General features: G+C 74.7%; 14 protein-coding genes and 1 pseudogene. 7 read left to right on the top strand and 8 right to left on the bottom strand.

Features of this window, described 5'->3' with window-relative positions; all coding sequences use genetic code 11:
* Window positions 1–350: 350 nt before the first annotated feature.
* Window positions 351–1370 carry a LacI family DNA-binding transcriptional regulator gene (locus tag ACLQ2W_RS26510; RefSeq protein WP_281935863.1) on the top strand — a complete coding sequence of 340 codons (1020 nt, stop codon included), beginning with the start codon at window positions 351–353 and terminating at the stop codon, window positions 1368–1370.
* 18 nt (window positions 1371–1388) lie between these two features.
* Here ACLQ2W_RS26510 and ACLQ2W_RS26505 read toward each other — a convergent pair whose 3' ends face one another.
* Window positions 1389–4169 (bottom strand): EAL domain-containing protein, encoded by a 2781-nt coding sequence (locus tag ACLQ2W_RS26505; RefSeq protein ID WP_425789655.1) that lies wholly within the window; start codon window positions 4167–4169, stop codon window positions 1389–1391.
* Window positions 4170–4619: 450 nt separating this feature from the next.
* On the opposite strand from ACLQ2W_RS26505, the pseudogene ACLQ2W_RS26500 reads away from it, so the two are divergent.
* Window positions 4620–4985: pseudogene (locus ACLQ2W_RS26500) on the top strand (PH domain-containing protein); the annotation flags it as partial.
* 92 nt (window positions 4986–5077) lie between these two features.
* Here the strand turns inward: ACLQ2W_RS26500 and ACLQ2W_RS26495 are convergent.
* Complete coding sequence (locus ACLQ2W_RS26495) at window positions 5078–6004, bottom strand: 2-hydroxyacid dehydrogenase (RefSeq protein WP_425789653.1); 927 nt, start codon at window positions 6002–6004, stop codon at window positions 5078–5080.
* A 142-nt stretch (window positions 6005–6146) separates the two neighbouring features.
* Between ACLQ2W_RS26495 and ACLQ2W_RS26490 the strand changes: the two genes are divergently transcribed.
* From ACLQ2W_RS26490 to ACLQ2W_RS26480, 3 genes are all read left to right on the top strand, one after another.
* Window positions 6147–7952, top strand: a complete 1806-nt coding sequence (locus tag ACLQ2W_RS26490; protein WP_425789651.1) for a SpoIIE family protein phosphatase — start codon at window positions 6147–6149, stop codon at window positions 7950–7952.
* Between the two features lie 63 nt (window positions 7953–8015).
* On the top strand, window positions 8016–9191 hold the full coding sequence (locus tag ACLQ2W_RS26485) for a PQQ-dependent sugar dehydrogenase (RefSeq protein ID WP_425789649.1): 1176 nt from the start codon (window positions 8016–8018) through the stop codon (window positions 9189–9191).
* A gap of 54 nt (window positions 9192–9245) precedes the next feature.
* Window positions 9246–10853: a metallophosphoesterase family protein gene (locus ACLQ2W_RS26480; RefSeq protein WP_425789647.1), complete on the top strand. Its 1608-nt coding sequence runs from the start codon at window positions 9246–9248 to the stop codon at window positions 10851–10853.
* Between the two features lie 324 nt (window positions 10854–11177).
* On the opposite strand, the gene ACLQ2W_RS26475 is transcribed toward ACLQ2W_RS26480, so the two are convergent.
* Window positions 11178–13526 carry a transketolase-like TK C-terminal-containing protein gene (locus ACLQ2W_RS26475; RefSeq protein WP_425789645.1) on the bottom strand — a complete coding sequence of 783 codons (2349 nt, stop codon included), beginning with the start codon at window positions 13524–13526 and terminating at the stop codon, window positions 11178–11180.
* 107 nt (window positions 13527–13633) lie between these two features.
* The gene (gatB, locus tag ACLQ2W_RS26470; protein ID WP_425789643.1) at window positions 13634–15130 is read right to left on the bottom strand and encodes an Asp-tRNA(Asn)/Glu-tRNA(Gln) amidotransferase subunit GatB; all 1497 of its coding nucleotides are present in this window, start codon (window positions 15128–15130) and stop codon (window positions 13634–13636) included.
* A 140-nt stretch (window positions 15131–15270) separates the two neighbouring features.
* On the opposite strand from gatB, the gene ACLQ2W_RS26465 reads away from it, so the two are divergent.
* Window positions 15271–15504: a hypothetical protein gene (locus ACLQ2W_RS26465; RefSeq protein WP_425789641.1), complete on the top strand. Its 234-nt coding sequence runs from the start codon at window positions 15271–15273 to the stop codon at window positions 15502–15504.
* Complete coding sequence (locus ACLQ2W_RS26460; protein ID WP_425789639.1) at window positions 15501–16115, top strand: hypothetical protein; 615 nt, start codon at window positions 15501–15503, stop codon at window positions 16113–16115. The genes ACLQ2W_RS26465 and ACLQ2W_RS26460 overlap by 4 nt, the downstream gene beginning before the upstream one ends.
* Here ACLQ2W_RS26460 and gatA read toward each other — a convergent pair.
* The 4 genes from gatA to ligA form a co-directional block, all read right to left on the bottom strand.
* Window positions 16096–17571, bottom strand: a complete 1476-nt coding sequence (gene gatA, locus ACLQ2W_RS26455) for an Asp-tRNA(Asn)/Glu-tRNA(Gln) amidotransferase subunit GatA (protein WP_425789637.1) — start codon at window positions 17569–17571, stop codon at window positions 16096–16098. The two genes, ACLQ2W_RS26460 and gatA, sit on opposite strands and share 20 nt — an antisense overlap.
* Window positions 17568–17873 carry an Asp-tRNA(Asn)/Glu-tRNA(Gln) amidotransferase subunit GatC gene (gatC, locus tag ACLQ2W_RS26450; protein ID WP_281935881.1) on the bottom strand — a complete coding sequence of 102 codons (306 nt, stop codon included), beginning with the start codon at window positions 17871–17873 and terminating at the stop codon, window positions 17568–17570. Before gatC ends, gatA begins: the two co-directional genes overlap by 4 nt.
* A 106-nt stretch (window positions 17874–17979) precedes the next feature.
* On the bottom strand, window positions 17980–20625 hold the full coding sequence (locus tag ACLQ2W_RS26445; protein WP_425789635.1) for a putative bifunctional diguanylate cyclase/phosphodiesterase: 2646 nt from the start codon (window positions 20623–20625) through the stop codon (window positions 17980–17982).
* 152 nt (window positions 20626–20777) lie between these two features.
* Window positions 20778–22931, bottom strand: coding sequence for an NAD-dependent DNA ligase LigA (ligA, locus tag ACLQ2W_RS26440; protein WP_425789633.1), 2154 nt, complete (start codon window positions 22929–22931; stop codon window positions 20778–20780).
* Window positions 22932–23125: the final 194 nt, after the last annotated feature.

Below are 23125 nucleotides of genomic sequence, written 5' to 3'. Positions count from 1 at the left end.
GATCGAGAGACGTTGACTGAACCGGATAAGTGAGGCCACCGTACGGTTCGCTCTTTGCACTGTCAACGGCCGGTTAACAGCGAGGCCGTCCCGTAACCTTCCGGACCGGATGGGAGCGCGACCATGCGTGGTGGAGCGCTTTCCGGAGCAGTTTCGGGAGCGCCGGGATGGTGGACACCGGGCCGGATGCCCGTACGCTGAACCGCACAAGTGACCAACTGTGCGGTTCAGTCGCCGGCGGGCCGCCGCGCCGACCGGCCGACGGGCCCGGTGCAGTAGCGTCACTCCCCGCCGCCACCCGGCGGCCGGAAGGCGCCCGCGAGGGCTGGACACAGTGGAGGAACGCTGCGGTGAAGCGGCCGACCATCGCCGACGTCGCCCGGCGCGCCGGGGTCTCCAAGGGCGCGGTCTCGTACGCGCTGAACGGGCAGCCCGGCGTCTCCGAGGCGACCCGCCAGCGCATCCTGGCCATCGCCGCCGAGATCGGCTTCAGCCCGAGCAGCGCCGCGCGGGCGCTCTCCGGCGCCACCGCCAAGGCGGTCGGGCTGGCGCTGTGCCGGCCCGCCCGGATACTGGGCATCGAGCCGTTCTTCATGGAGCTGATCAGCGGCGTCGAGGCGGAACTCTCCGCCCGCTCGTACGCGCTCACGCTCCAGGTGGTCACCGACCAGGAGGCGGAGATCGCGGTCTACCGCCGGTGGTGGGCCGAGCGCCGCGTCGACGGCGTCTTCGTCTGCGACCTGCGCACCGACGACCGGCGGGTGCCCGCGCTGGAGGAGCTGCAACTGCCCGCCGTGGTCATCGGCGGTCCCGGGCACACCGGCACCCTGGCCAGCGTCTGGTCCGACGACGCGGCGGCCCTGGTGGAGACCGTCGAGTACCTGGTCGCGCTCGGGCACCGGCGGATCGCCCGGGTCGGCGGGCTCCCCTCGCTGCTGCACACCGAGATCCGCACCGACGCGTTCACCGACGTGTGCCGGCGGCTCGGGCTGGACGAGGCGAGCACGGTCTGGTCCGACTACACCGGCGAGGAGGGCGCGCGGGCCACCCGCCGGCTGCTCAGCTCCGCCAACCGCCCGACCGCGGTGATCTACGACAACGACGTGATGGCCATCGCCGGGCTGTCCGTGGCGCAGGAGATGGGGCTGGCCGTCCCCGGTGACCTCTCCATCGTCGCCTGGGACGACTCACCGCTCTGCCAGCTCGTGCACCCGCCGCTGACCGCGCTGGGCCGGGACATCCCGGCGTACGGGTCGCACGCCGCCCGACAGCTTCTCGCCGTGATCGCCGGGGAGCCGGTGACCGAGTTGCAGGACGAGACCGCCCACCTGACGCCGCGCGGCAGCACCGCCCCGCCACGCCAGCGCTGAACCGGTTAAGTCAGCTCCTCATCGCGACGCCGAGGGGAACTCCTCGAACCACGCCTCCACCCGCTCCGCGGTCGCCGGCCGGGCCAGCGCGAAGCCCTGGCCGTACCGGCAGCCGGCCCGGCGGGCGCCGGCCACCTGACCGTCCGACTCCAGCCCCTCCACCACGACCTCCACGCCGAGCCGGTCGCCGAGGTTCGCCACCACGTCGATCAGTGGACGCTGCCCGTCCCCGCCCGGCGCCACCAGGTGCGGGCCCACCTTGAGCAGGTCGATCGGCAACCGGCGGAGCTGGGCGAGCGAGGCGTGCTCGGCGCGGAAGTCGTCGAGCGCGGTGCGCACCCCGAGCGACCGCAGGCCGGCCAGCCGCGCCGTCACGGTGGGCAACTCCGCCCCCACCGCCGGCTCAGCCACCTCCACCACCAGCCGTTCCGGCGGCACGTCGTACGCCGCCAACGCGGTCGCGGTCCGCGCCACAAAGTCCGTCGCGGCCAGCTCCCGGGGCGTGACGTTGACCGCCATCCACAGCTCGCGGCCCCCCTCCGACCAGGCGGCGAGCTGCCGGCAGGCCCGGTCCACCACCCACCACCCGACCTCACCGAGCAGGTCCAGGTCGGCCGCCACCGGCAGCAGCTCCGCCGGCAGCACCGTGCCCAGCGCCGGGCTGCGCCAGCGCAGCAGCGCCTCGGTGCCGACCGGCATCCGGTCGGCCAGCGCCACCACCGGCTGGTAGACCAGGTCCAGCTCGCCCCGGGCCACCGCGCCGGGCAGTTCCCGTTCCAGGTCGAGCCGGCGGACCAGTTGCTCCTCCAGGTAGGCGTCGTACCACTCGATCCGCTCCCGGCCGAGCTGCGCCGCCCGCCGCCGGGCCAGGTCGGCCTGGCGCAGCACGTCCTCCGGGTCGCCACCGGTGGTCTCGGCCAGCCCGACGCTGACCCGGAGCGGGGTGCCGCCCTCCGGCCGGGGGTACGGCTCGGCGAGCGCCGTCAGCAGCCGCGTGCCCAGCGCGTACGCGGGCACCGGCCCGAGGTCGGTGAGCACGGCGAACCCGGTGTCGCCGACGTGGGCGACCAGGTCGTGCGGACCGCAGCCGGCGCGCAGCCGGCGCCCCACCTCGGCCAGCGCCGGCCCGTCCGGCGGGGCCGCCTCGTCGCCGTGCACGTCCACCAGGAGCAGCGCGCCGCCGCTGCGCAGGGACAGCGCCCGCACCAGCTCGGCCCGGGTCAACAACGCCGGCTCACCGCCGTCGTCGCCCACGCCGACCAGCCGCCGCAGCCACGCCTCGCTGGCCGCGAGCCGTTCCACCCGGCGGCGTTGGTCGGCGGCGGCCAGCAGCTCACCCACCATGATCGGCGGGATGACCGCCAGGCCCAGGGCCATCGCCGCCGGGGTGAACTCGCCCGCCGTGCCCAGGTGCACGCCGGCCGCGAGCGCGGCGATGCCGGCCGGCGCGGTGAGCCGGGGCCACGCGGCCGGCGCGGCCCCGTGGTGCGGTCGCTCCCCCGCCGAGGTACGCCGGGCGCCGGCGGCGATCAGCAGCGCACCGGCCAGCACCGGCGGCGCGACTGCCGACAGCGCGCGATCCGGGGCGTCGTACGCGAGCAGCACCACCAGCAGCGCCAACCCGCCCAGCGTGAGCCCGGCGCCGGCGTGGCAGCACGCGGCGCCCGGCCGACGCCGGCGTTCGGAGACCGCCGCCATGGCGAGCACGGCCAACGCCACCGACCCGCCACCGGTGGCGACCCACGCGACCGGCGGCACCGGGCCGGCGGGCAGCAACATCCAGCCGGCGAAGACCAGGCTGACGCCGAGCGCGAGCACGTCGACGGTGCGGCGCAGCCGTTCCCGGGCGGGGAGCCGGGACCGACCCGGCAGGCGGAGCAGCGCGGCGGCGTGCAGCGGCGCGGTGAGGCCGAGCCCGACCAGCGCCACCGGCAGCCGGTGCGCCGGGTCGCTCAGCGGCAGCACCGCGACGGTGAGCCCGGCGACCAGGACGGCCGCGTCGAGAATCGCGGCGACCCGCCGGGACAGCGCTACCCGGCGGGCCTGCCGCCCGGTCGCGGCGCCCGGACCGGGTGGGCCCGCCCGGCCGGTCGCCTCGGCCCGGCCCGGGGCGGCGGCCCGCTCCGGCGGCCCGGAGCCGCCCGCCCCCGGTACGCCGAGGCAGGTCTTCGGCCGACCCGGAACGGCGCGCGGCGCCGACGTCGGATGGCCGGCGCCCGCCACGGCGTGAGGTGCCGACGCCGACGGGTCGGCGCCCGACACGCCCCGGACCAGCCAGGCCGACGCCGGATCGGCGATATGCGGAAGGGCGTACTGCGCCGGGCCGTCGACGCGCGGACGGGCGTGCTGCCCCGACGCCGGGCCGTCGACCTGCGGAACGGCGTGCTGCCCCGACGCCGGGCCGTCAACCTGCGGAACGGCGCGCTGCCCCGACGCCGGGCCGTCAACGTGCGGAACGGCGCGCTGCCCCCATGCCGGATCGGCGGAGCCCGGGGCGGCGTGCCGCGCCGGCGTCAGGGGTTCGGCGCCTGCTGCACGGCGACGCGTCCGGGCCGAGGGCAGCGGGCTGTGCGCCGGGACGGCGTGACGAGTCGGCGCCGGTGTGGGCGGGACGCCCGCCAGCCAGGCGAGCCGGACACAGGCGAGGGCGGAGGCGCCGGCAACGGCGAGCGCTGCGGCGGCCGGACCGGGCACGAGCCCAGCGACGCCCGCCAGCAGGAAGGACATTCCGATGAGCGACACGGTCAGGTCGGGCAGCGGTGGCCGCCGGCGGGGTCCGGCGGAGGGGATGACGGGCACGGCGGTCGCCTTCGTGAGGGGGCACGGGGCGGTGCTGTTGCGGTGCGGCGTGCGGGGTCGGGCGCGGTCGCATCGGCGGGGACCACTGCGGCCATGCCTAAGAACGATCCCGGAAGTGGCCGGTGACGGCACGTTCATAGTGACGCGCGTCACATCCAACACCCCCACCAATCTAGGCCCGCAAGCACCAGAGGCGCATCTCCCCACCAAGCCCCCCGCCCCACCCCACGAACGCCGCCCCCAGCCACCGGACCGACGAGCGCCCCGCTCGGTCGATCATGAAGTTGACGGCGACAAAACGGACGGAGGTTGCCGCCAACTTCATGATCACGGGGCGAGGGGCAGGGCGGGGAGCAGGGCGGGGGGCAGGGCGGGGGGCAGGGCGGGGGGCAGGGCGGGGGGCAGGGGGCAGGGGCGGGGGGTGAGCTGGGCGGATGCGATCATCGGGGCGTGAGTCGCGCCGACACCGTCCGTTTCCGTCCCAACCAGGCCATCCTGGTGGCCGCCATCGTCGCCTTGATCGGCGCGCTGCCGCTGGCCACCGCCCGGTGGTGGCTGCTCTGGGTGCTGCTGGTGCCGCTCGGGATCGGGCTGTGGGCGTGGCGGTCCGGCACCGACGCCGACGCCCGGGAGCTACGGCTGCGGGCGCTCGTCGGGCAGCGACGGGTGCCCTGGGACCGGGTCGCCGAGTTGGCCGGCGACGCCCGCGGCCGGGCCGTCGTCCGGCTCGACGACGGGCAGGTGCTCGTGCTGCCCGCGGTACGCGCCGCCGACCTCCCCCGGCTGGTCGCCGCCACCGGGCAGCGCCTTCCCGACGGCACCACCGGCCGGGGACGGCTCGACGACGGCACCGGTCGGGAGCAGCCCGACGACGGCACCGGTCGGGAGCAGCCCGACGACGACGCCGGTCAGTAGCCGTCCACCACCCGGTTCGTCAGCTCCTCCCCGGCCACGAAGCGGCGCAACTGCGCCCCCACCAGCCGGTACGCGCGCGGCAGCAGACCGCGCACCGAGCCGGCGACGTGCGGGGTGAGCAGCACGTTCGGCAGCTCCCACAGCGGATGGTCGGCCGGCAGCGGCTCCGGGTCGGTGACGTCCAGCGCGGCCCGGAGCCGCCCCGACGCCAGCTCGGCGAGCAGCGCCGGCGTCCGGGCCACCGGCCCCCGCGCGGCGTTCACCAGCAACGCGCCGTCCGGCATCGCGGCGAGGAACCGCTCCTCGACCAGACCCCGGGTCTGCCCGGTCAGCGGCACCAGCAGCACCACCACGTCCGCGGCGGGCAGCAGGGCGGGCAGGTCGGCCACCCCGTGCACGTCCTCGTCCGGGCGGGCGGTACGGGCGACAAGCGTGAAGCTCACCTCGAACGGGGCGAGCCGGGCGCGTACCGCCGCGCCGATCGAGCCGGCGCCGACGATCAGCACCCGCTTGCCGGCCAGCTCGTCGGTCGGGGCGACCTCGTCGTACGCCCATTCCCGGCGGGCCTGGGCGCGGGCCAGCGGCGCGAACCCGCGCAGCGCGGACAGGATCGCGCCGACCACCCACTCGGCGGTGGCCGAGTCGTGCACGCCGCGGGCGTCGCAGAGCGTCACGCCGGCCGGCATCCGGCCCGCCCACGCGTCCGCGCCGGCGGAGAGCAACTGCACCACCTCGACGTCCGGCAGGTCGGCCAGGAGCGCGCCGGCGTCCGGGCCGGCCAGGAACGGCGGCACCCAGAACCGCACCCCGGCCGGGGACGACGGGAGCCGGGCCGGATCGGTCAGCACCTCCACGGTGACGGCGGGCGGCAGTTCGCCGAGCAGGCGACGACCGTCGGGGTGCGGAATCCATGCCTTCACGACCGCCGACGATATCCGTACCCGCAGGTCGACGCCGCGGCGGCCGTGACGAACGCCCCGCCGGGGGTCGGACACACGTGCGACAGGGTTTAATCGGGGGCGGGACGCCGGCCGGCGTCACGGTGCGCACGACAGGGGGGCGATGAGCGAGGACGACCCGGAGCGGAAGGCGGCGCCGATTCCGGCGCTGACCGATCCCGACCGGCTGCGGTCCCTCGACGAGACGCGCCTCGACGCGGTGCCGGACGAGGCGTTCGACCGCTTCGCACGGCTGGTCGGCGACCTGCTCGACGTGCCGGTCGCGCTGGTCTCCCTGGTCGACGCGGACCGCCAGTTCTTCCCCGGCGCGACCGGGCTGCCGCAGCCCTGGGCGGACCGCCGGGAGACCCCGCTCAGCCACTCGTTCTGCCAGCACGTCGTCGACATCGAGGTGCCGATGGTGCTGCCCGACGCCCGGCTCTACCCACGGGTGCGGCTGAACCTCGCCATCGAGGACCTCGGCGTGGTGGCGTACGCGGGCATGCCGCTGACCGACCTGGAGGGGCGGGTGCTCGGCTCGCTCTGCGCCATCGACAGCAAGCCCCGCGCCTGGACCAGGGAGCAGTTGCGTACGCTCGCCGACCTGGCCGCCGCCTGCTCGTCGGAGTTGCGGCTGCGGATCGCGGTCCGCAGCGCCGAACAGGCCCGCCGCCGGGCGGAGGAGGCCCACGACCGGCTCGCGATGCTGGCCGGGATGAGCGAGATGCTCGGCGGCACGCTCGACGTGGCCACCGCGGTCGACCGCCTGGCGCACGCCATGGTGCCGCTGCTGGCCGACTGGTGCCTGATCACGCTGGTCGACCCGGCGGGCCGGCCGCGCAGCGTCTCCGGCGTGCACCGGGACGGGGACCGCCGCGCCGACCTGGCCCGCTTCGCCACGCTGCTGACCACCGGGCTCGGCCCGGAGTCGCTGATCCGTTCGGTGCTGCGCTCCGGTCGGCCGGTGATGCGCGGCGCCGCCGGCATCGGGGACGTGGCGCGCGGCACCACCCGTCCGGAGCTGGTGCCGCTGGCCGAACGGCTCGGCATCGGCTCGCACCTGACGGTGCCCATCACCGCCGTCGGCGACCGGGTGATCGGCACCGTCACGCTTGTCAACCGCGCCGGCCGGCGCGGGTTCGACGCGAGCGACCTGCGGACCGCGCAGGACATCGGGGTACGCGCCGGCCAGGCGGTCGGCAACAGCCGGCTCTACGGCGAGCAGCGGCACGTGGCCGAGGTGCTCCAGCACAGCATGCTGCCGGTGCTGCCGACCGTGTCCGGGATGGAGCTGGCCGCCCGTTACCTGCCGGCGGCGGACCGGGTCGAGGTCGGCGGCGACTGGTACGACGCGTTCGTCCAGCCCGACGGCGAGCTGATCGCCGCCATCGGTGACGTCGCCGGCCACGACATCGAGGCCGCCGCCACCATGGGCCAGTTGCGGAACCTGGTCCGGGGCAACGCGTACGGGCGCGACGATCCGGTGGAGGAGCTGGTGGCCAACCTCGACCGGGCCATCGGTGGGCTCCGGGTGCCGACGGTCGCCACCGCCGTGCTGGCCCGGGTCCGCCCCGGCGACGGTGGGCTCCGGGTCCGCTGGTGCAACGCCGGGCACCCGCCGCCGCTGCTGATCCGCGCCGACGGCACGGTGTCGGTGGCGCAGGGACGCGGTCCGCTGCTCGGTCTGGTCCGTCCGCCCCGGCGCACCGGCCGGACGCTGACGCTCGCGCCGGGCGACACGCTGCTGCTGCACACCGACGGCCTGATCGAACGCCGGGACCAGCCGATCGACGAGGGGCAGGCGGAGCTGCTCGACCGGCTCGCCGCCGACGGTCCCGACGTGCCGCTGGCCGTGCTCTGCGACCGGCTGCTGGCCGCCGCGCACCGCCGCGAGGACGACGTCGCCGTGCTCGCCCTGCGCGCCGGATGAGCGTCCGGCCCGCACCGCGTCGTCCGGCCCGGTTCGCCGCCACGTCCGGCTAGGCTGGGCCGGGTGAGCCCGCGACTCCCGTACCCCCGCGCCCGCCGCCTCCGGACGGCGCTGGCGGCGTCCTGCGCGGCGCTGCTGCTGGGCACCGCCGGCTGCGCGCTCGGCGAGCCCGAGCCGGATCCGGCCGGCGAGCCGCCCAACCTGCCGACGCCGTCGAGCACGGCCAGCCCGGGCGGGGCGAGCCAGCAGGTGGTGGCCACGGTGCTGGCGAAGGGGCTGGCGGTGCCGTGGGCGATCGCGTTCCTGCCCGACGGCGCGGCGCTGGTCACCGAGCGGGACAGCGGCCGGATCGTCCAGGTCGGCCCGGAGTCGGGGCCGGACGGGCTGGCGGTCCGGCCGGTGCAGACGGTGCCCGGCGTGGCGGCCGGCGGTGAGGGCGGTCTGCTCGGCATCGCCGTCTCCCCGAAGTACGCGCAGGACCGGATGATCTTCGTCTACTACACGGCCGAGGCCGACAACCGGGTCGCGAAGCTGCGGCTGGGTCAGACGCCGACGCCGATCCTCACCGGCATCCCGAAGGCCGGCAACCACGACGGCGGCGGCCTGGGTTTCGGCCCGGACGGCTTCCTCTACGTGAGCACCGGGGACGCCGGGCGCACCGCGAACGCGCAGGACCCGAAGAGCCTCGGCGGCAAGATCCTCCGGATCACCCCGGACGGCAAGCCGGCCCCGGGCAACCCGACCGCCGGTTCGCCGGTGTGGTCCTCGGGTCACCGCAACGTGCAGGGCTTCGCCTGGATGCCGGACAAGCGGATGTACGCGGTGGAGTTCGGCCAGAACACCTGGGACGAGATCAACCAGATCAACCAGGGCGGCAACTACGGCTGGCCGCAGGTCGAGGGGCGCGGCGACGACAACCGCTACGTGGACCCGGTCGTGCAGTGGCGCACCGGCGACGCGTCCTGCTCCGGCCTGGCCGCCGTGGAGCGGCTGCTGGTCGCCGCGTGCCTGCGCGGGCAGCGGCTGTGGCTGGTCGAGCTGGCCGGCAACGGGACCGTCCTGGGCCAGCCGCGCGAGCTGCTCACCGGCAGGTACGGTCGGCTGCGTGCCGCCGCCGTGGCGCCGGACGGCTCGATCTGGGTGAGCACCTCGAACCGGGACGGCCGGGGCCGGCCGGCCGCCGAGGACGACCGGATCCTGCGGCTCGTCCTCGCGGACGGCGGCGCCGGCCGGAGCTGAGCCGCTTCGGACAGGTTTGCCAAGATCACGCACTGGGCAGGTCAGGATTTCAGCATGGACGGCCAGGAGAACGAAGAGCAGCGCGCCGGGAACCCGACGTCCCCGGTGACCGGACGCGCCCGCCGCCTCGCGGCCTGGCGGCCGGGCCACCGGCTGCGCCGGGTCGGCGTGGCGCTGGCGCTGCTCGCGGTCACGCTCGGCGGCATCGTGGTCGGCACGTACGCCGGCGGCCACGTCGGCACCGACATCGGCCCGTTCCGGGCGGAGCTGAAGCTCAGCCCGTCGCTGAGCGGCGGCACCACCGTCGACATCCCGCCGTTGGGCGCGTTGCTGCTGGACAGCCACGACGGGCCGGCGTACCTGACCGTCGAGGTGGGCTCCCTGGACCAGCGGCGCACCGAGGCACTCATCGACGATCCGGCGAGCATCAGCCGGGCCAGCCAGTCGGCGGTGCAGGACGTCCGGGACGGCGTGATGCGGCTCGGCCTGCGGACGCTCGCCGCGGCGGTGCTGGCCACCCTGCTCCTGGCCGGGCTGGTCTTCCGCGACGTGCGGCGGACCGCCTGGGCCGGCGGGTTGGCGCTGGTCATCACCGCCGGCAGTCTCGGCCTGGGCGCGGCCACCCTGCGGCCACAGGCGATCGAGGAACCGCGGTACGAGGGGCTGCTGGTCAACGCGCCCGCGATCGTGGGTGACGCGCGGCGGATCGCCAACGACTACACCAAGTACGCGGAGCAGCTCCAGCGGCTGGTCGGCAACGTCAGCAAGCTCTACACCACGGTCTCGGCGCTGCCGGTGGTGCAGCCGTCCCCGGGCACCACCCGGGTGCTGCACGTCTCGGACATGCACCTCAACCCGACCGGGTGGCAGTTGATCCGCACGGTGGTCGAGCAGTTCGGCATCGACGTCGTGATCGACACCGGCGACCTCACCGACTGGGGCAGCGAGCCGGAGGCGTCCTACGTCGGCTCGATCGGCCTGCTCAAGAAGCCCTACGTCTACATCCGCGGCAACCACGACTCGCCGCGGACCGCCGCGGCGGTGGCCCAGCAGCCGAACGCCGTGGTGCTGAACAACTCGACCACGACCGTGGCCGGGCTGACCATCGCCGGCATCGGCGACCCGCGGTTCACCCCGGACAAGGAGACCTCGCCGGCCGGCAGCGGACTCACGTCGGCGGTGGCCGACCAGGTGATCGGCGCCGGCGAGCAGCTCGCCGCCACGGTGGAGAAGTCACCGCGGAAGGTGGACGTGGCGCTGGTGCACGACCCGGCATCGGCCGGGCCGCTCTCCGGCACCTGCCCGCTGGTGCTCTCCGGGCACACCCACGCCCGCCAGGTGTCGAAGCTGCCGCAGGTGCCGGGCGAGCAGCCGACGACGCTGATGGTGGAGGGCTCGACCGGTGGGGCCGGGCTGCGCGGGCTGGAGGGCGAGAAGCCGACGCCGCTGGCCATGACGGTGCTCTACTTCGACCAGCAGAAGCTGCTCCAGGCGTACGACGAGATCACCGTGGGCGGCACCGGGCAGTCGCAGGTCAACCTGGAACGGCACGTCATCAGGGATCCGGCCAAGGGGGACGAGGTGCCGGTCACCCCGACACCGACCCGCGGCGCCCCGGAATCAGGGTCGCCGAGCGCGACCCCGGCACCGACCCCCAGCTGACCGCACCGACCCGTTACTTTTGGTGACGGCGGCATCGGGACGGGTGTCGGCCTGCGCCCCCTTTGCTCTGCAGCCATCGACGCAGCAGGCACCGAGTGTCACCGGGCCGGCGACCGGCAGCGCGCGACGGCCCCGACCTGCACGCAGGTCAGGGCCGTGCTGCGGATATGGCTGCAGAGCAAAGGCCGTGCGCGGTCCCACAATCGCTCCGCTCGGCCAGCACGCTGCGCGACGACGCCCGCCGCTCACGCTCCGCCACCGCGCGGCCCGCTCACTCCTCACCACGGCGCCGTGTCGCCGGCGCCGCGCAACCGTCCGGCCGGGTCAGCGCAACGCGAGCGCGGCCAGCGCCGCGTTGACGATGCTGCCGGGCAGCAGGTCGTGCAGCTCGTACAGCTCCCGGACGGTGCCGGACTGACCGAACTCGTCCACCCCGAGCGGCACCGCCGGGGCGCCGACCGCCGAACCGAGCCAGGCCATCGCGTGCGAGGCCGCGTCCTGCACGGTCACCACCGGCACCCGGTCGGCGAACGCCGACCGCAGCGCGCCGGGCACGCTCGGCACGGTGGCGGTCCGCACGCCCTGACGCAGCGTCCGCTGCCACGCGCGGTAGAGCCGGTCCAGGCTGGTCACGTCCACCACGTGCGCCGCCACGCCCTCCTCCGCCAGCTCCGCGGCGGCGGCCAGCACCTCCGGCAGCACCGCGCCGGAGGCGGCGAGCTGCACGACCGGGGCGTCCGCCAGATCCGGGTACGCCTGGTGCGCGTCGACGAGCCGGTACGCCCCGGCCACCACCTGCCGGCGCAGCACCGCGTCACCGAGCCGGGCCCGCGCCGCCTCGAACGGCGCCTGGTCGATCGGGCGGGTGCTGAGCCGGAAGTAGTACGCCCCGTCCTCGGCCGGCGCGGCGGTGACGGCCGGCGCGGCGCCGCCGGCGATCTGCCCGAGCGCGTCGCAGAGCAGCCAGTCCAGGCTGCCGGCGTACGCGGGTTCCAGGAACGTCACCCCGGGCAGCTCCAGGCCCACCGACGCGGTGATGGTGGACTGGTGCGCGCCGCCCTCGGGCGCCAGCGTGATGCCGGACGGGGTGCCGGCCACCACGAACCGGGAACCCGAGTAGGTGCCGTACAGGAACGCGTCGAGCCCGCGCAGCACGAACGGGTCGTAGACCGTGCCGACCGGCAGCAGCGGCTGGCCGGACAGGTCCCACGACAGGCCGAGCTGGCCCAGCAGCAGGAACAGGTTCATCTCGGAGATGCCCAGCTCGATGTGCTGCCCGGCGGGGCTCTCCGTCCAGCGCAGCATCCGGTCCTCGGTCCACGAACGCTGCTCGGTCGGGGCGAACACACTTGTCTTGTTGATGAAACCGGCCAGGTTGGTCGAGGTGGCCACGTCCGGCGCGGTGGTCACCAGGTAGGGCGCCACCTGCGGGTCACGGGCCAGGTCGACGAGCACCCGGCCGAACACCTCCTGGGTGGAGACCGGCTTGTTCGCGCGTACCCGGGTCGACTCCGGCACGGTGACGCCCAGCGCCCGCTCGCGCGGCGCGCGGGACAGCGCCTCCCGGCGTTCGCCGGCCCAGATGCCGGCCGGGGACGCCGGGTCGAGGCGGTCCCACTCGGTCTCCGCGGTCAGGCCGTGCGCCGTCCGCAGCGCGGCCACCTGTTCGGTGCTCAGCAGCGCCGAGTGGTTGCGCGGGTTGCCGGCGATCGGCAGCCCCCAGCCCTTCACCGTGTACGCGAACACCACGCTGGGCCGGTCGGTGACCGCGTCGCACTGGGCGTACGCGTCGAGCAGCGCCTGCGCGTCGTGCCCGCCCAGGTCGGTGACGAGCGGGCCCAGCTCGTCGTCCGGGACGTCGGCGACGAACGCGGTCACCTCGTCCGGCGCGCCGTCCAGGAACTGCTTGCGCAGGACCGGCCCGGCCAGCCCGAACAGCGACTGGTACTGCTCGTTCGGCATCCGGTCGATCCAGTCGCGCAGCGCCGCGCCGCCCGGCCGGGCGTACGCCTCGGCGAGCCGGCGGCCGTACTTGACCTCGATGACGTGCCAGCCGGCGGCCTCGAACTGGCCGCGCCACTGGTTGATCCGGATGCCGGGGACGACCCGGTCCAGCGACTGGCGGTTGAAGTCGACCAGCCACATCACGTTGCCCAGGCCGGTGGTGGCCGGGTCGGCGACCGCCTCCCAGATGTTGCCCTCGTCCAGCTCCGCGTCGCCGATCAGCGCGATGAAACGGGAGTGCGGGCGCGCGCCGAAGTGCGCGTCGACGTAGCGGCGGGTGACGGCGGCGAACAGCGGCGCGGCGGCGCCCAGGCCGACCGAGCCGGTGGAGAAGTCCACCTCGTCCGGGTCCTTGGTCCGCGACGGATACGACTGGAGCCCGCCCCGGGCGCGCAGCTTCGGCAGGTAGGACCGGTCCAGGTTGCCGAGCAGGTACTGGATGGCGTGGAACACCGGGGAGGCGTGCGGCTTCACCGCGACCCGGTCCTCGGCGTCCAGGTGCTGGAACCAGAGCGCGGTCATCGCGGTCACCAGCGACGCGCTCGACGCCTGGTGGCCGCCGACCTTCACCCCGTCGCCGGTGTCCCGGTCATGGTTGGCCGCGTCGACGATGCGGGTGGCGAGCCAGAGCACCCGGCGCTGGATCTCGTCGAGGACGTCGGTGTTCACGCTTGCTCCATCCGGGCGTCGCCGTTGACGCCCTCTGCGGGGTGGGGGGTAAGGAGGGGCCCCCGCTTAACGCATTCTGCATAGGCGGGGGCCCCTTTTAACACGTGTCAGGCAGCGCCGAGACGCTCCAGGATCAGCTCGCGGACGGTCTTGGCGTCCGCCTGGCCGCGGGTGGTCTTCATGACGGCGCCGACCAGGGCGCCGGCCGCCGCCACCTTGCCGCTGCGGATCTTGTCGGCGATGGCCGGGTTGGCGGCGATCGCCTCGTCCACGGCGGCGGTGAGCGCGCCGGTGTCCGAGACGACCTCCAGGTTGCGGGCGGTCATGATCTCGGTCGGCGAGCCCTCGCCGGCCACCACGCCCTCCAGCACGGTGCGGGCCAGCTTGTCGTTGAGCTTGCCGGCGTCGACCAGGCCCTGAAGCTCGGCCACCTGCGCCGGGGTCGCCCCGATGTCGGCCAGCTCCACGCCGGTCTCGTTGGCCCGCCGGGACAGCTCACCGAGCCACCACTTGCGGGCCGCCGCCGGGGTGGCGCCGGCCGCCACGGTGGCCTCGATCAGCTCGACCGCGCCGGCGTTGACCACCGACTGCATGTCCAGGTCGGAGAGGCCCCAGTCCTGCTGGATCCGCTTGCGGCGCAGCCGCGGCAGCTCCGGCAGGGCGGCCTTCAGCTCGGCCACCCAGGCGGTGTCCGGCGCGAGCGGCACCAGGTCCGGCTCCGGGAAGTACCGGTAGTCGGTGGCGGTCTCCTTGGACCGGCCCGACGTGGTGTCGCCGGTGTCCTCGTGGAAGTGGCGCGTCTCCTGGACGATCCGGCCGCCCGCGTCCAGCACCGACGCCTGGCGCAGCATCTCCGACCGGACCGCCCGCTCGACCGAGCGCAGCGAGTTGACGTTCTTGGTCTCGGTCCGCGTGCCCCACTCCGCGCCGGGCAGGTTCAACGACGTGTTGACGTCGCAGCGCAGCGAGCCCTCCTCCATCCGCACGTCGGAGACACCAAGCGAGCGGATCACGTCGCGCAGCTCGGCGACGTACGCGCGGGCGATCTCCGGGGCGAGCGCGCCGGTGCCGGGGATCGGCTTGGTGACGATCTCGACCAGCGGGATGCCGGCCCGGTTGTAGTCGACGAGCGACTCGGTGGCGCCGTGGATGCGGCCGGTGGCACCACCGACGTGCAGCGTCTTGCCGGTGTCCTCCTCCAGGTGCACCCGCTCGATGCCGATGCGCACCAGCTCGCCGTCGACGTCGACGTCCAGGTGGCCGTCGAAGCAGAGCGGCTCGTCGTACTGGCTGATCTGGAAGTTCTTCGGCATGTCCGGGTAGAAGTAGTTCTTCCGGGCGAACCGGCACCACTCGGCGATCGAGCAGTTCAGCGCCAGGCCGATCCGGATGGTCGCCTCGATGGCCGCCTTGTTGGCCACCGGCAGCGAACCGGGCAGGCCCAGGCAGACCGGGCAGACCCGGGTGTTCGGCTCGCCGCCGAAGTCGGTCGGGCAGCCGCACCACATCTTGGTGTTCGTGCCCAGCTCGACGTGGGTCTCCAGGCCGATCACCGGTTCGTAGCGCGCGACGACCTCGTCGTACGCGGGCAGTGTCGTCGTCATCTGAGCTCCAGGCGCGATCCGGACAGAACCGGTCCAGCCTAATCGGCTGGGCCGGCCACCCCGCTGCCGGGCTTCGAGATCGCCGCGCGGGGGCCCGCCACGCCGGCATGCGAAAACCGACACCGGGGTACGTGTCGACCATGACGAATACGGGGAACGTCTCGACGGCACGCGGCACGCGAGCCAGGACGGTGCTGCTGGCCGTCGCCGCGGTGTGGCTGCTGGCCGTTCTGGTCAGTTGGGCGCAGTGGTTGTCCAGCGACGACCGCAATCCCGACAACGTGGCCCTGATGCTGGCCGCCACCGTGCTCCCCGGGCTGGTGGCGGTCGCCGTCGCGCTGGTGCTGACCCGTCGCGGGCGCGGGCGGCGGTGACCGGGCCGGACGCCGATCGGGCCGGACCGGTGCGCAACGGGCCGGCGACGACCCGGGTGGTGCTGGTGGCCGGCGCGGTGGCGTTCGGCATCCCCGCACTGGCGATCGCCATCTGGGCGACCGACGGCGAGTACGACTTCCAGGACGTGGTGGCGCTGTTCGTCCTCACCGCCGTGCCCGCGTTCGTCGGCGCGGGGCTGGCGCTGCTGCTCGGCCGGCGGCTGGTGCCGCGGATGCGTACCCCTGTCGGAAGCCCCACCGCCGCGGTGCGGGCCGCGCTGCGCGCGGGCCGGGCCACCGATCCAGGGGTCGACGCCGCCGCCCGGCGGGAGGCCGACCGCCGCATCGACCAGCGTTGGTACCTCTGGCTCTGCGCGCTGGGCATCGCGGCCCAGGGGATCGTGCTGCTCGGCGACGCCGGCCCCTCGACCCGGGTGACCGCCGCGGTCCTCGTCCTGCTCTGGGCGGGCACGGGTTGGTGGCGCTGGCGCGGCATCCGGGAGGCCCGCCGCTACCTCGACGCGGCACCGGTGCAGCCGGGAACGCCGACCGGCGCCGACGGGAACCCGTCGACGCCGATCGGCGGTGGTGCTACAGGGCCGGCGGGGTGAACGCGCCGACGCTGGACTCCAACGCGGCGGCCACCCGGTACATCCGGTCGTCGGCCATGGTCGGCGCCATGATCTGCAGACCCACCGGGAGCCCGTCGGACAACCCGCACGGCACCGAGATGGCCGGACCGCCGTAGAGGTTCGTCGGGATGGTGAACAGGTCCGCCAGGTACATCTGGTACGGGTCCGAGGTGCGCGCGCCGATCGGGAACGCCACGAACGGCGTGGTCGGCGAGATCAGCGCGTCCACCTGATCGAACGCGCTGGTGAAGTCGCGCGTGATAAGCGTGCGCACCTTCTGCGCCTGGCCGTAGTAGGCGTCGTAGTAGCCCGACGAGAGGGCGTACGTGCCGATCATGATGCGCCGCTTCACCTCGGGACCGAAGCCGGCCTCGCGGGTCAGCGACATGACCTCCTCCAGCGACCGGTTGCCGTCGTCGCCGACCCGCAGGCCGAACCGGACGCCGTCGAAGCGGGCCAGGTTGGAGGAGCACTCGCTCGGCGCGATCAGGTAGTAGGCCGGCAGCGCGTACTTGAAGTGCGGGCAGGAGATCTCGACGATCTCGGCGCCCAGCTTGGCCAGCGCCTCGACCGACTCGCGGAACGCCGCCATCACGCCCGGCTCGGCGCCCTCGCCGGTGAACTCGGTGACCACGCCCAGCTTGACGCCGGTCAGGTCACCGCTCGCGCCGAGCTTCGCCGCGCCCACCACGTCCGGCACCGGGGCCGGGATCGAGGTGGAGTCGCGCGGGTCGTGGCCGCCGATCACCTGGTGCAGCAGCGCGGCGTCGAGCACGGTACGCGCGCACGGGCCGGGCGTGTCCAGCGACGAGGAGAACGCCACCAGGCCGTACCGGGAGGTGCCGCCGTAGGTGGGCTTCGCGCCGACGGTGCCGGTGACCGCGCCGGGCTGACGGATCGAGCCGCCGGTGTCCGAGCCGATCGCCAGCGGCGCCTCGTACGCGGCCAGCGCCGCCGCGCTGCCGCCGCCGGAGCCGCCCGGGATGCGCTCGGTGTCCCACGGGTTCCGGGTCGGCCCGTACGCGGAGTACTCCGTGGACGAGCCCATCGCGAACTCGTCCATGTTCGTCTTGCCGAGCATCACCGTGCCGGCGGCGCGCAGCCGCTCGACGATCGTCGAGTCGTACGGCGGACGCCAGCCCTCCAGGATCTTCGACCCGACGGTGGTCGGCACGCCCTTGGTGGTCAGCACGTCCTTGACCGCGACCGGGACGCCGGCCAGCGGGCCCAGCTCCTCGCCGGCGGCGCGGCGCTCGTCCACGGCCCGCGCGGCGGCCAACGCGCCGTCGCTGTCGACGTGCAGGAACGCGTGCACCCGGTCGTCGACGGCACCGATCCGGTCCAGGTGGGCGCGGGTGACCTCGACCGCCGAGGCGTCACCGTTGGCGACGAGGCCGGCGAGGTCGACGGCGTTGAGCCTGGTCAGGTCGGTCACGATGCCACATCCTCGTCCAGGATCCGCGGAACGCGGAACCGCTGCTCCTCGGCGTCGGGCGCACCCGACAGCACCTCCTGCGGGGTCAGGCTCGGCGTCACCACGTCCTCGCGGAGCACGTTGGTCAGCGGCACCGAGTGGGAGGTCGGCGGGATGTCCGCCGCGGCGACCTCGCCGACCTGCGCGACCGACTGGAGGATCACGTCCAGCTGGCCGGCGAACATGTCCAGCTCCTCCTCGGTGACGGCGAGCCGCGACAGTCGCGCGAGGTGCGCGACCTCCTCGCGGGAGATGGCGGCCATCGGGTGCCCCCTTCGTGGCTGTCCTTCAGACGTCTGCGTGTGCCGGCCGCGCGCCTGACGGAGCACGATGACGCGCGGTGACCGGAGCGAGTCTATTGTCCCGCCGTCACGACGACGCCTTCGACTCCCCCTCCGCCGCCGGCCCGCCCCGCCCGTCGCCGTCCACCGCGGTCGGGCGGACCGGGCGGTAACGCGACAGCCAGGCGATCAGGTCCTCGGCCGGCATCGGCCGGGCGTGGAACCAGCCCTGCGCCACGTCGCAGCCGGCGGCGTGCAGCAGCCGCCAGGTGCGCTCGTCCTCCACGCCCTCGGCGACCACCCGCAGGCCGAGCGCGCCGGCCAGCTCGATCATCGAGCGGACGATCGCCGCGTCGTCCGGGTCGTCGGCCATGCCCAGCACGAACGACCGGTCCACCTTCACCTCGGACAGTGGCAGCCGGCGCAGGTGCTGGAGGGAGGAGTATCCGGTGCCGAAGTCGTCGAGCGCGATCCCGACGCCGATCCGGTGCAGGTGGGTGATGCTGGCCAGCACCCGACGGGGGTCGGCCATCAGCGCACCCTCGGTGATCTCCACCTGGAGCCGCTCGGGCGGGACGCCGTACCGGGTCAGCCGGTCGGCGATCTGGTCGGCGATCTCGCCGGTGTGCAGGTCCCGGACGCTGACGTTGAGCGCGGCCCGCAACGTGAGCCCGGCCGCGGACCACTTCGCGAGCTGCTCCACCACGTCGTCCACCACCCGGCGGGTGAGCAGCCGCATGACCGCGCTCTGCTCGGCGACCTGGATCAGCTCCCCCGGGTCGACCATGCCCCGGCGCGGGTGCCGCCAGCGCAGCAGCGCCTCCACACCGACCACCTCGCCGGTGGCGATGGCGATCTGCGGTTGGTAGTACATGGTGATCTCGCCGGCCTCCGCGGCCGACGCGGCCGTGGTCTCCGCGAGCCGCGCGGCCGGGGCGGCCGGGGCGGCCGGGGCGGCCTCCACGGCGGGTCCGCCGGCCGGGGCCGACGCGGTCGACACAGCCGGCGCCACCTCCGCCGACGCCGGTGGGGCCGCCGCGGCCGACGCCGGTGGGGCCGCCGCGGCCGACGCCGGGTCAGCGCCGGAACGAACCGGGTCGGGGACCCGGTCGGCCCGGCGGCGGGTCGGGTCGGCGCCGGTCAGGATCCGCTCGATCAGGTCGTCGTCGGAGCGCGCCTCGACACGCTCCCGACGCCACCGGAGCCGTCGGCGGGCCGGGACGACGCCGGGCCGTTCCGCGCCCCGACCGTCCGCGTGGACCGGCCGGCCCTCCTGCCCCGACCGGCCCTCACGAGCCGGCCGCGCGTCGTGGACCGGGTGCCCGCCGTCCGGCCGACCCGGATGCGCCGGCCGGGCGGCGGGCAGCCCCGGCGTCAGCGCCGCGCCGTCCCCGCCGCGTACGCCCACCGGCTCACCGGAGGACGACGGCGAGGACTCCAACACCCGGCGCAGGTCCGCCAGGAGGCTCAACCGCTCGGCCGAGTTGTGATCGGACTCCGGCGCGTAGACCGCGACCGTGTCGGTGCGGTGCTTGGCGTCGTACATGGCCACGTCGGCGTGCCGCATCAGGGTGGCGAAGTCCTCGCCGTGCTCGGGGAAGAGCGCGACGCCGATCGAGCCGCCCACGTCCAGTGGCAGCCCGTCCAACGGCACCGGCTCGGCCAGCGCGGCGACCACCCGGTCGGCCCGCTCCCGGGCCTCCTCGACGCCGGTCAGCCCCGGCACGACGATGGCGAACTCGTCGCCGCCGAGCCGCGCCACCATCTCGTGCTCGCCGACCACGTCGATCAGCCGGGCGCTCACCTCGACCAGCAACCGGTCCCCGACCGCGTGGCCGAGCGCGTCGTTGACGTGCTTGAACCGGTCCAGGTCGAGCAGCAGCAGGGCCACGTGGGCGTCCGGCTCGCCCCGGGCGGCCCGCTCGGCGTGCAGGTGCACCTGCTCGACCACCTCGCTGAGCAACGCCTTGCGGTTGGGCAGCCCGGTCAGCGGGTCGACGTCGGCGAGCTGTTCCCGCTCGGCGGAGAGCCGGGCCATCCGGTAGACCGCGAAGAGTGGCACCAGCACCAGCGGGATCAGCGCCGCGCTGGCCCGCGCGGCGGCCACCAGCACCGGCGCGAGCAGCAGCAGCGAGCCGGTGGAGAGCAGCTCGTAGGCCAGCCCGAGCCGGACGTTGGGCCACCACCGGTCCCCGAAGCGCAGCCGGATGGCGGAGTTGACCAGCCCGTAGTTGACCGCGAACCAGGCCACCGTGGCGCCGCCCACCGCTGCCACGTCCGTCCAGTGCAGCCGGCCGCCGCCGAACAGCTCGCCCGGACCGAACCTGGTGACCGCGTACGCGGCGGCCAGCGCGCACGCGTACTGGGCCGCGTTGAAGCCGGTGCGCCAGGCGGCGTACCCGAGACGCCAGCCGGAGACGGCCACCGCCACGGCCTGCACCGCCACCGCCGGGCCGAGCCCCCAGCCGAGCAGGATGGCGAAGGTGAAGCAGGTGGACGGGAAGACCGCCGAGGTCTGCCGCCGGCCGGGCGGGACGAACGGGCGGGCGTCGCAGACGACGGCGAGCGCCGCCATCGTCCAGAACGCGACCGGCAGCTCGGTCAGCCGGCCGGGCAGCGCGGCAAGCGGCCCGACCGAGACGAGCAGGGCGACGAGGCCTACCGCACCGACGAAGCCGAAGAACGGCCCGGTCCGCCCCGGCGGGACGGAGTTGCGCGGGTCGTCGGTCGCCATCGCACCTCCCGGGCACGGTCCTGGCGCGCGCCGTCACGCGCCGTACGCCAATGAAACGCCCTACGGACCGTTTTCCCCGACACGACAGTCACGAATCGGTGCTAGTCGTAATTAAGTTGGTATACGCCGCCGGGCGGTCACCCCGGCGGCGGTCACTCCTCCACCCGGGCCACCGCCCGGGCCGCCTCCGGACCGGACTCCAGCAGCACCCGGAACCCGTCCTCGTCGAGGATCGGCAGCTTCAGCGTGGCCGCCTTGTCGGCCTTGGTGCCGGGGTTGTCGCCGACCACCACGAAGCCGGTCTTCTTGGAGACCGAGCCGGTCACCTTTCCGCCCCGGCTCTGGATCGCCTCGGCGGCCTCGTCGCGGCTGAACCCGGCAAGCGTGCCGGTGACCACCACGGTGACCCCGTCGAGCGGGCGCGGCCCCTCGTCGGCGGACTCCTCGGCCATGCGGACGCCGGCCGCGGCCCACTTGCGCACCACGTCGCGGTGCCAGTCGACGGCGAACCACTCCTTGAGGCTCGCGGCGATGGTCGGGCCGACGCCGTCCACCGAGGACAGCTCCTCCTCGGACGCCTCCTCGATCGCGGTGACGGAGCGGAAGTGCCGGGCGAGCGCCTGCGCCGCGGTCGGGCCGACGTGCCGGATGGAGAACGCCACCAGCACCCGCCACAGGTCCCGTTCCTTGGCCTCGGCCAGGTTCTCCAGCAGCTTGGTGGCGTTGGTGCCGAGGCTGCCGTCCTTGTTCACGAAGAACGGCGAGCGGGCGAGTTGCTCGGCGTCGAGCTGGAACAGGTCGCCCTCGTTGGTGATGATCTGCGCGTCCAGCAGCGCCGCCGCGCCCTTCTCGCCGAGCGCCTCGATGTCGAGCACCCTGCGGCTGGCCAGGTAGAAGACCCGCTCGCGGATCTGCCCCGGACAGGTCCGCCCGTTGGGGCAGCGGATGTCGACGTCGCTCTCCTTGGCCGGCGCGAGCGGCGTGCCGCAGGCCGGGCAGGTGGTCGGCATGACGAACGGGCGGGCGTCGGCCGGCCGCAGGTCGACCACCGGGCCGAGGATCTCGGGGATGACGTCGCCGGCCTTGCGCAGCACCACCGTGTCACCGATGAGCACACCCTTGCGTTCGACCTCGCGAGCGTTGTGCAGGGTGGCCAGCGCGACCGTGGAGCCGGCCACCAGGACCGGCTGGAGCACGGCGAACGGGGTGACCCGGCCGGTGCGCCCGACGTTGACGTCGATGTCGAGCAGCGTGGTGTTGACCTCCTCCGGCGGGTACTTGAAGGCGATCGCCCAGCGCGGCGCGCGGCTGGTCGAGCCGAGGCGACCCTGGATGGAGACCGGGTCGACCTTGACCACCACGCCGTCGATCTCGTGCTCGACGTCGTGCCGGTGCTTGCCGTACCAGGCGATGTATTCCGCGACGCCGGCCAGGTCGGCCACCACCTTCCAGCGGTCGCTGGTGGGCAGCCCCCACGCCTTGAGCGCGGCGTACGACTCGGACTGCGCGGACGGCCGGTAGCCCTTGCGGGCGCCGATGCCGTGCACGATCAGGCGCAGCGGCCGACCGGCGGTGACCCGCGGGTCCTTCTGCCGGAGGCTGCCGGCGGCGGCGTTGCGCGGGTTGGCGAACGGCGCCTTGCCCTGCTCGACCAGGCTCGCGTTGAGGTCGGCGAACCCGGCCACCGGGAAGTAGATCTCGCCGCGCACCTCGATCAGCTCGGGCACGTCGGGGAAGTCGTCGGACGGGGTCAGCCGGGCCGGCACGCCCTTGATGCTGCGGACGTTGGCGGTGACGTCCTCACCGGTGCGGCCGTCGCCGCGGGTGGCCGCCCGGACCAACCGGCCCTTCTCATAGGTCAGGTTGATGGCCAGGCCGTCGACCTTCAGCTCGCAGAGGTAGGGCACCGGGCCACCGGCGTCGCGCTCGACCCGCTCGGCCCAGGCGGCCAGCTCCTCGTCGGCGAACGCGTTGTCGAGCGAGAGCATCCGCTCGGCGTGCGTGACCGGGGTGAAGTCGGTGGAGAACGTGCCGCCGACCCGCTGGGTGGGCGAGTCGGGGGTGCGCAACGCCGGGAACTCCGCCTCCAGCGCCTCCAGCTCGCGCAGTTGCCTGTCGAACTCGGCGTCGGTGATCGTCGGCGCGTCCAGCACGTAGTAGCGGTACTGGTGCTCGGTGAGCTCCTGGCTCAGCGTGGCGTGCCGCTCCCGGGCCTCCGGGGTCGGCTCGACGCCGGCCGCCGCCTTCTGGGCGGCGTCGACCGTCGGGGGAACCGCTTCTTCGGACACGCCGCCACCATCGGACACGCTGTCGACCTCCCGTGCTCGTGCTACCCCCGAACCGTAACGGTCGGCTGTGACAACCGTCCGCCCACCCGCGCTGAGCAGGGCGACCCGCCGCCAGGGAGACGCGTGCCGCGCCGCGGAGCGGACGGGCCGCAACCGTGCGACGATCGCTGGGCCGAAGCGGACGGAAGCCGAAGCGGACGGAAGGCGGGCAC

Source organism: Micromonospora sp. DT227, assembly GCF_049841835.1.
In the GTDB taxonomy this organism is placed as follows: Bacteria; Actinomycetota; Actinomycetes; order Mycobacteriales; family Micromonosporaceae; genus Micromonospora.
Note: the sequence above shows the minus strand (reverse complement) of the source record. Positions and strands in the feature narration are given on the sequence as shown.

Coding starts and splice junctions, on each gene's coding strand:
- ACLQ2W_RS26490 (WP_425789651.1), top strand. CDS start 6,147: ATGAGCGAGGACGACCCGGAGCGGAAGGCGGCGCCGATTCCGGCGCTG.
- ACLQ2W_RS26480 (WP_425789647.1), top strand. CDS start 9,246: ATGGACGGCCAGGAGAACGAAGAGCAGCGCGCCGGGAACCCGACGTCC.
- gatB (WP_425789643.1), bottom strand. CDS start 15,130: ATGACGACGACACTGCCCGCGTACGACGAGGTCGTCGCGCGCTACGAA.
- ACLQ2W_RS26465 (WP_425789641.1), top strand. CDS start 15,271: ATGACGAATACGGGGAACGTCTCGACGGCACGCGGCACGCGAGCCAGG.
- gatC (WP_281935881.1), bottom strand. CDS start 17,873: ATGGCCGCCATCTCCCGCGAGGAGGTCGCGCACCTCGCGCGACTGTCG.
- ACLQ2W_RS26445 (WP_425789635.1), bottom strand. CDS start 20,625: ATGGCGACCGACGACCCGCGCAACTCCGTCCCGCCGGGGCGGACCGGG.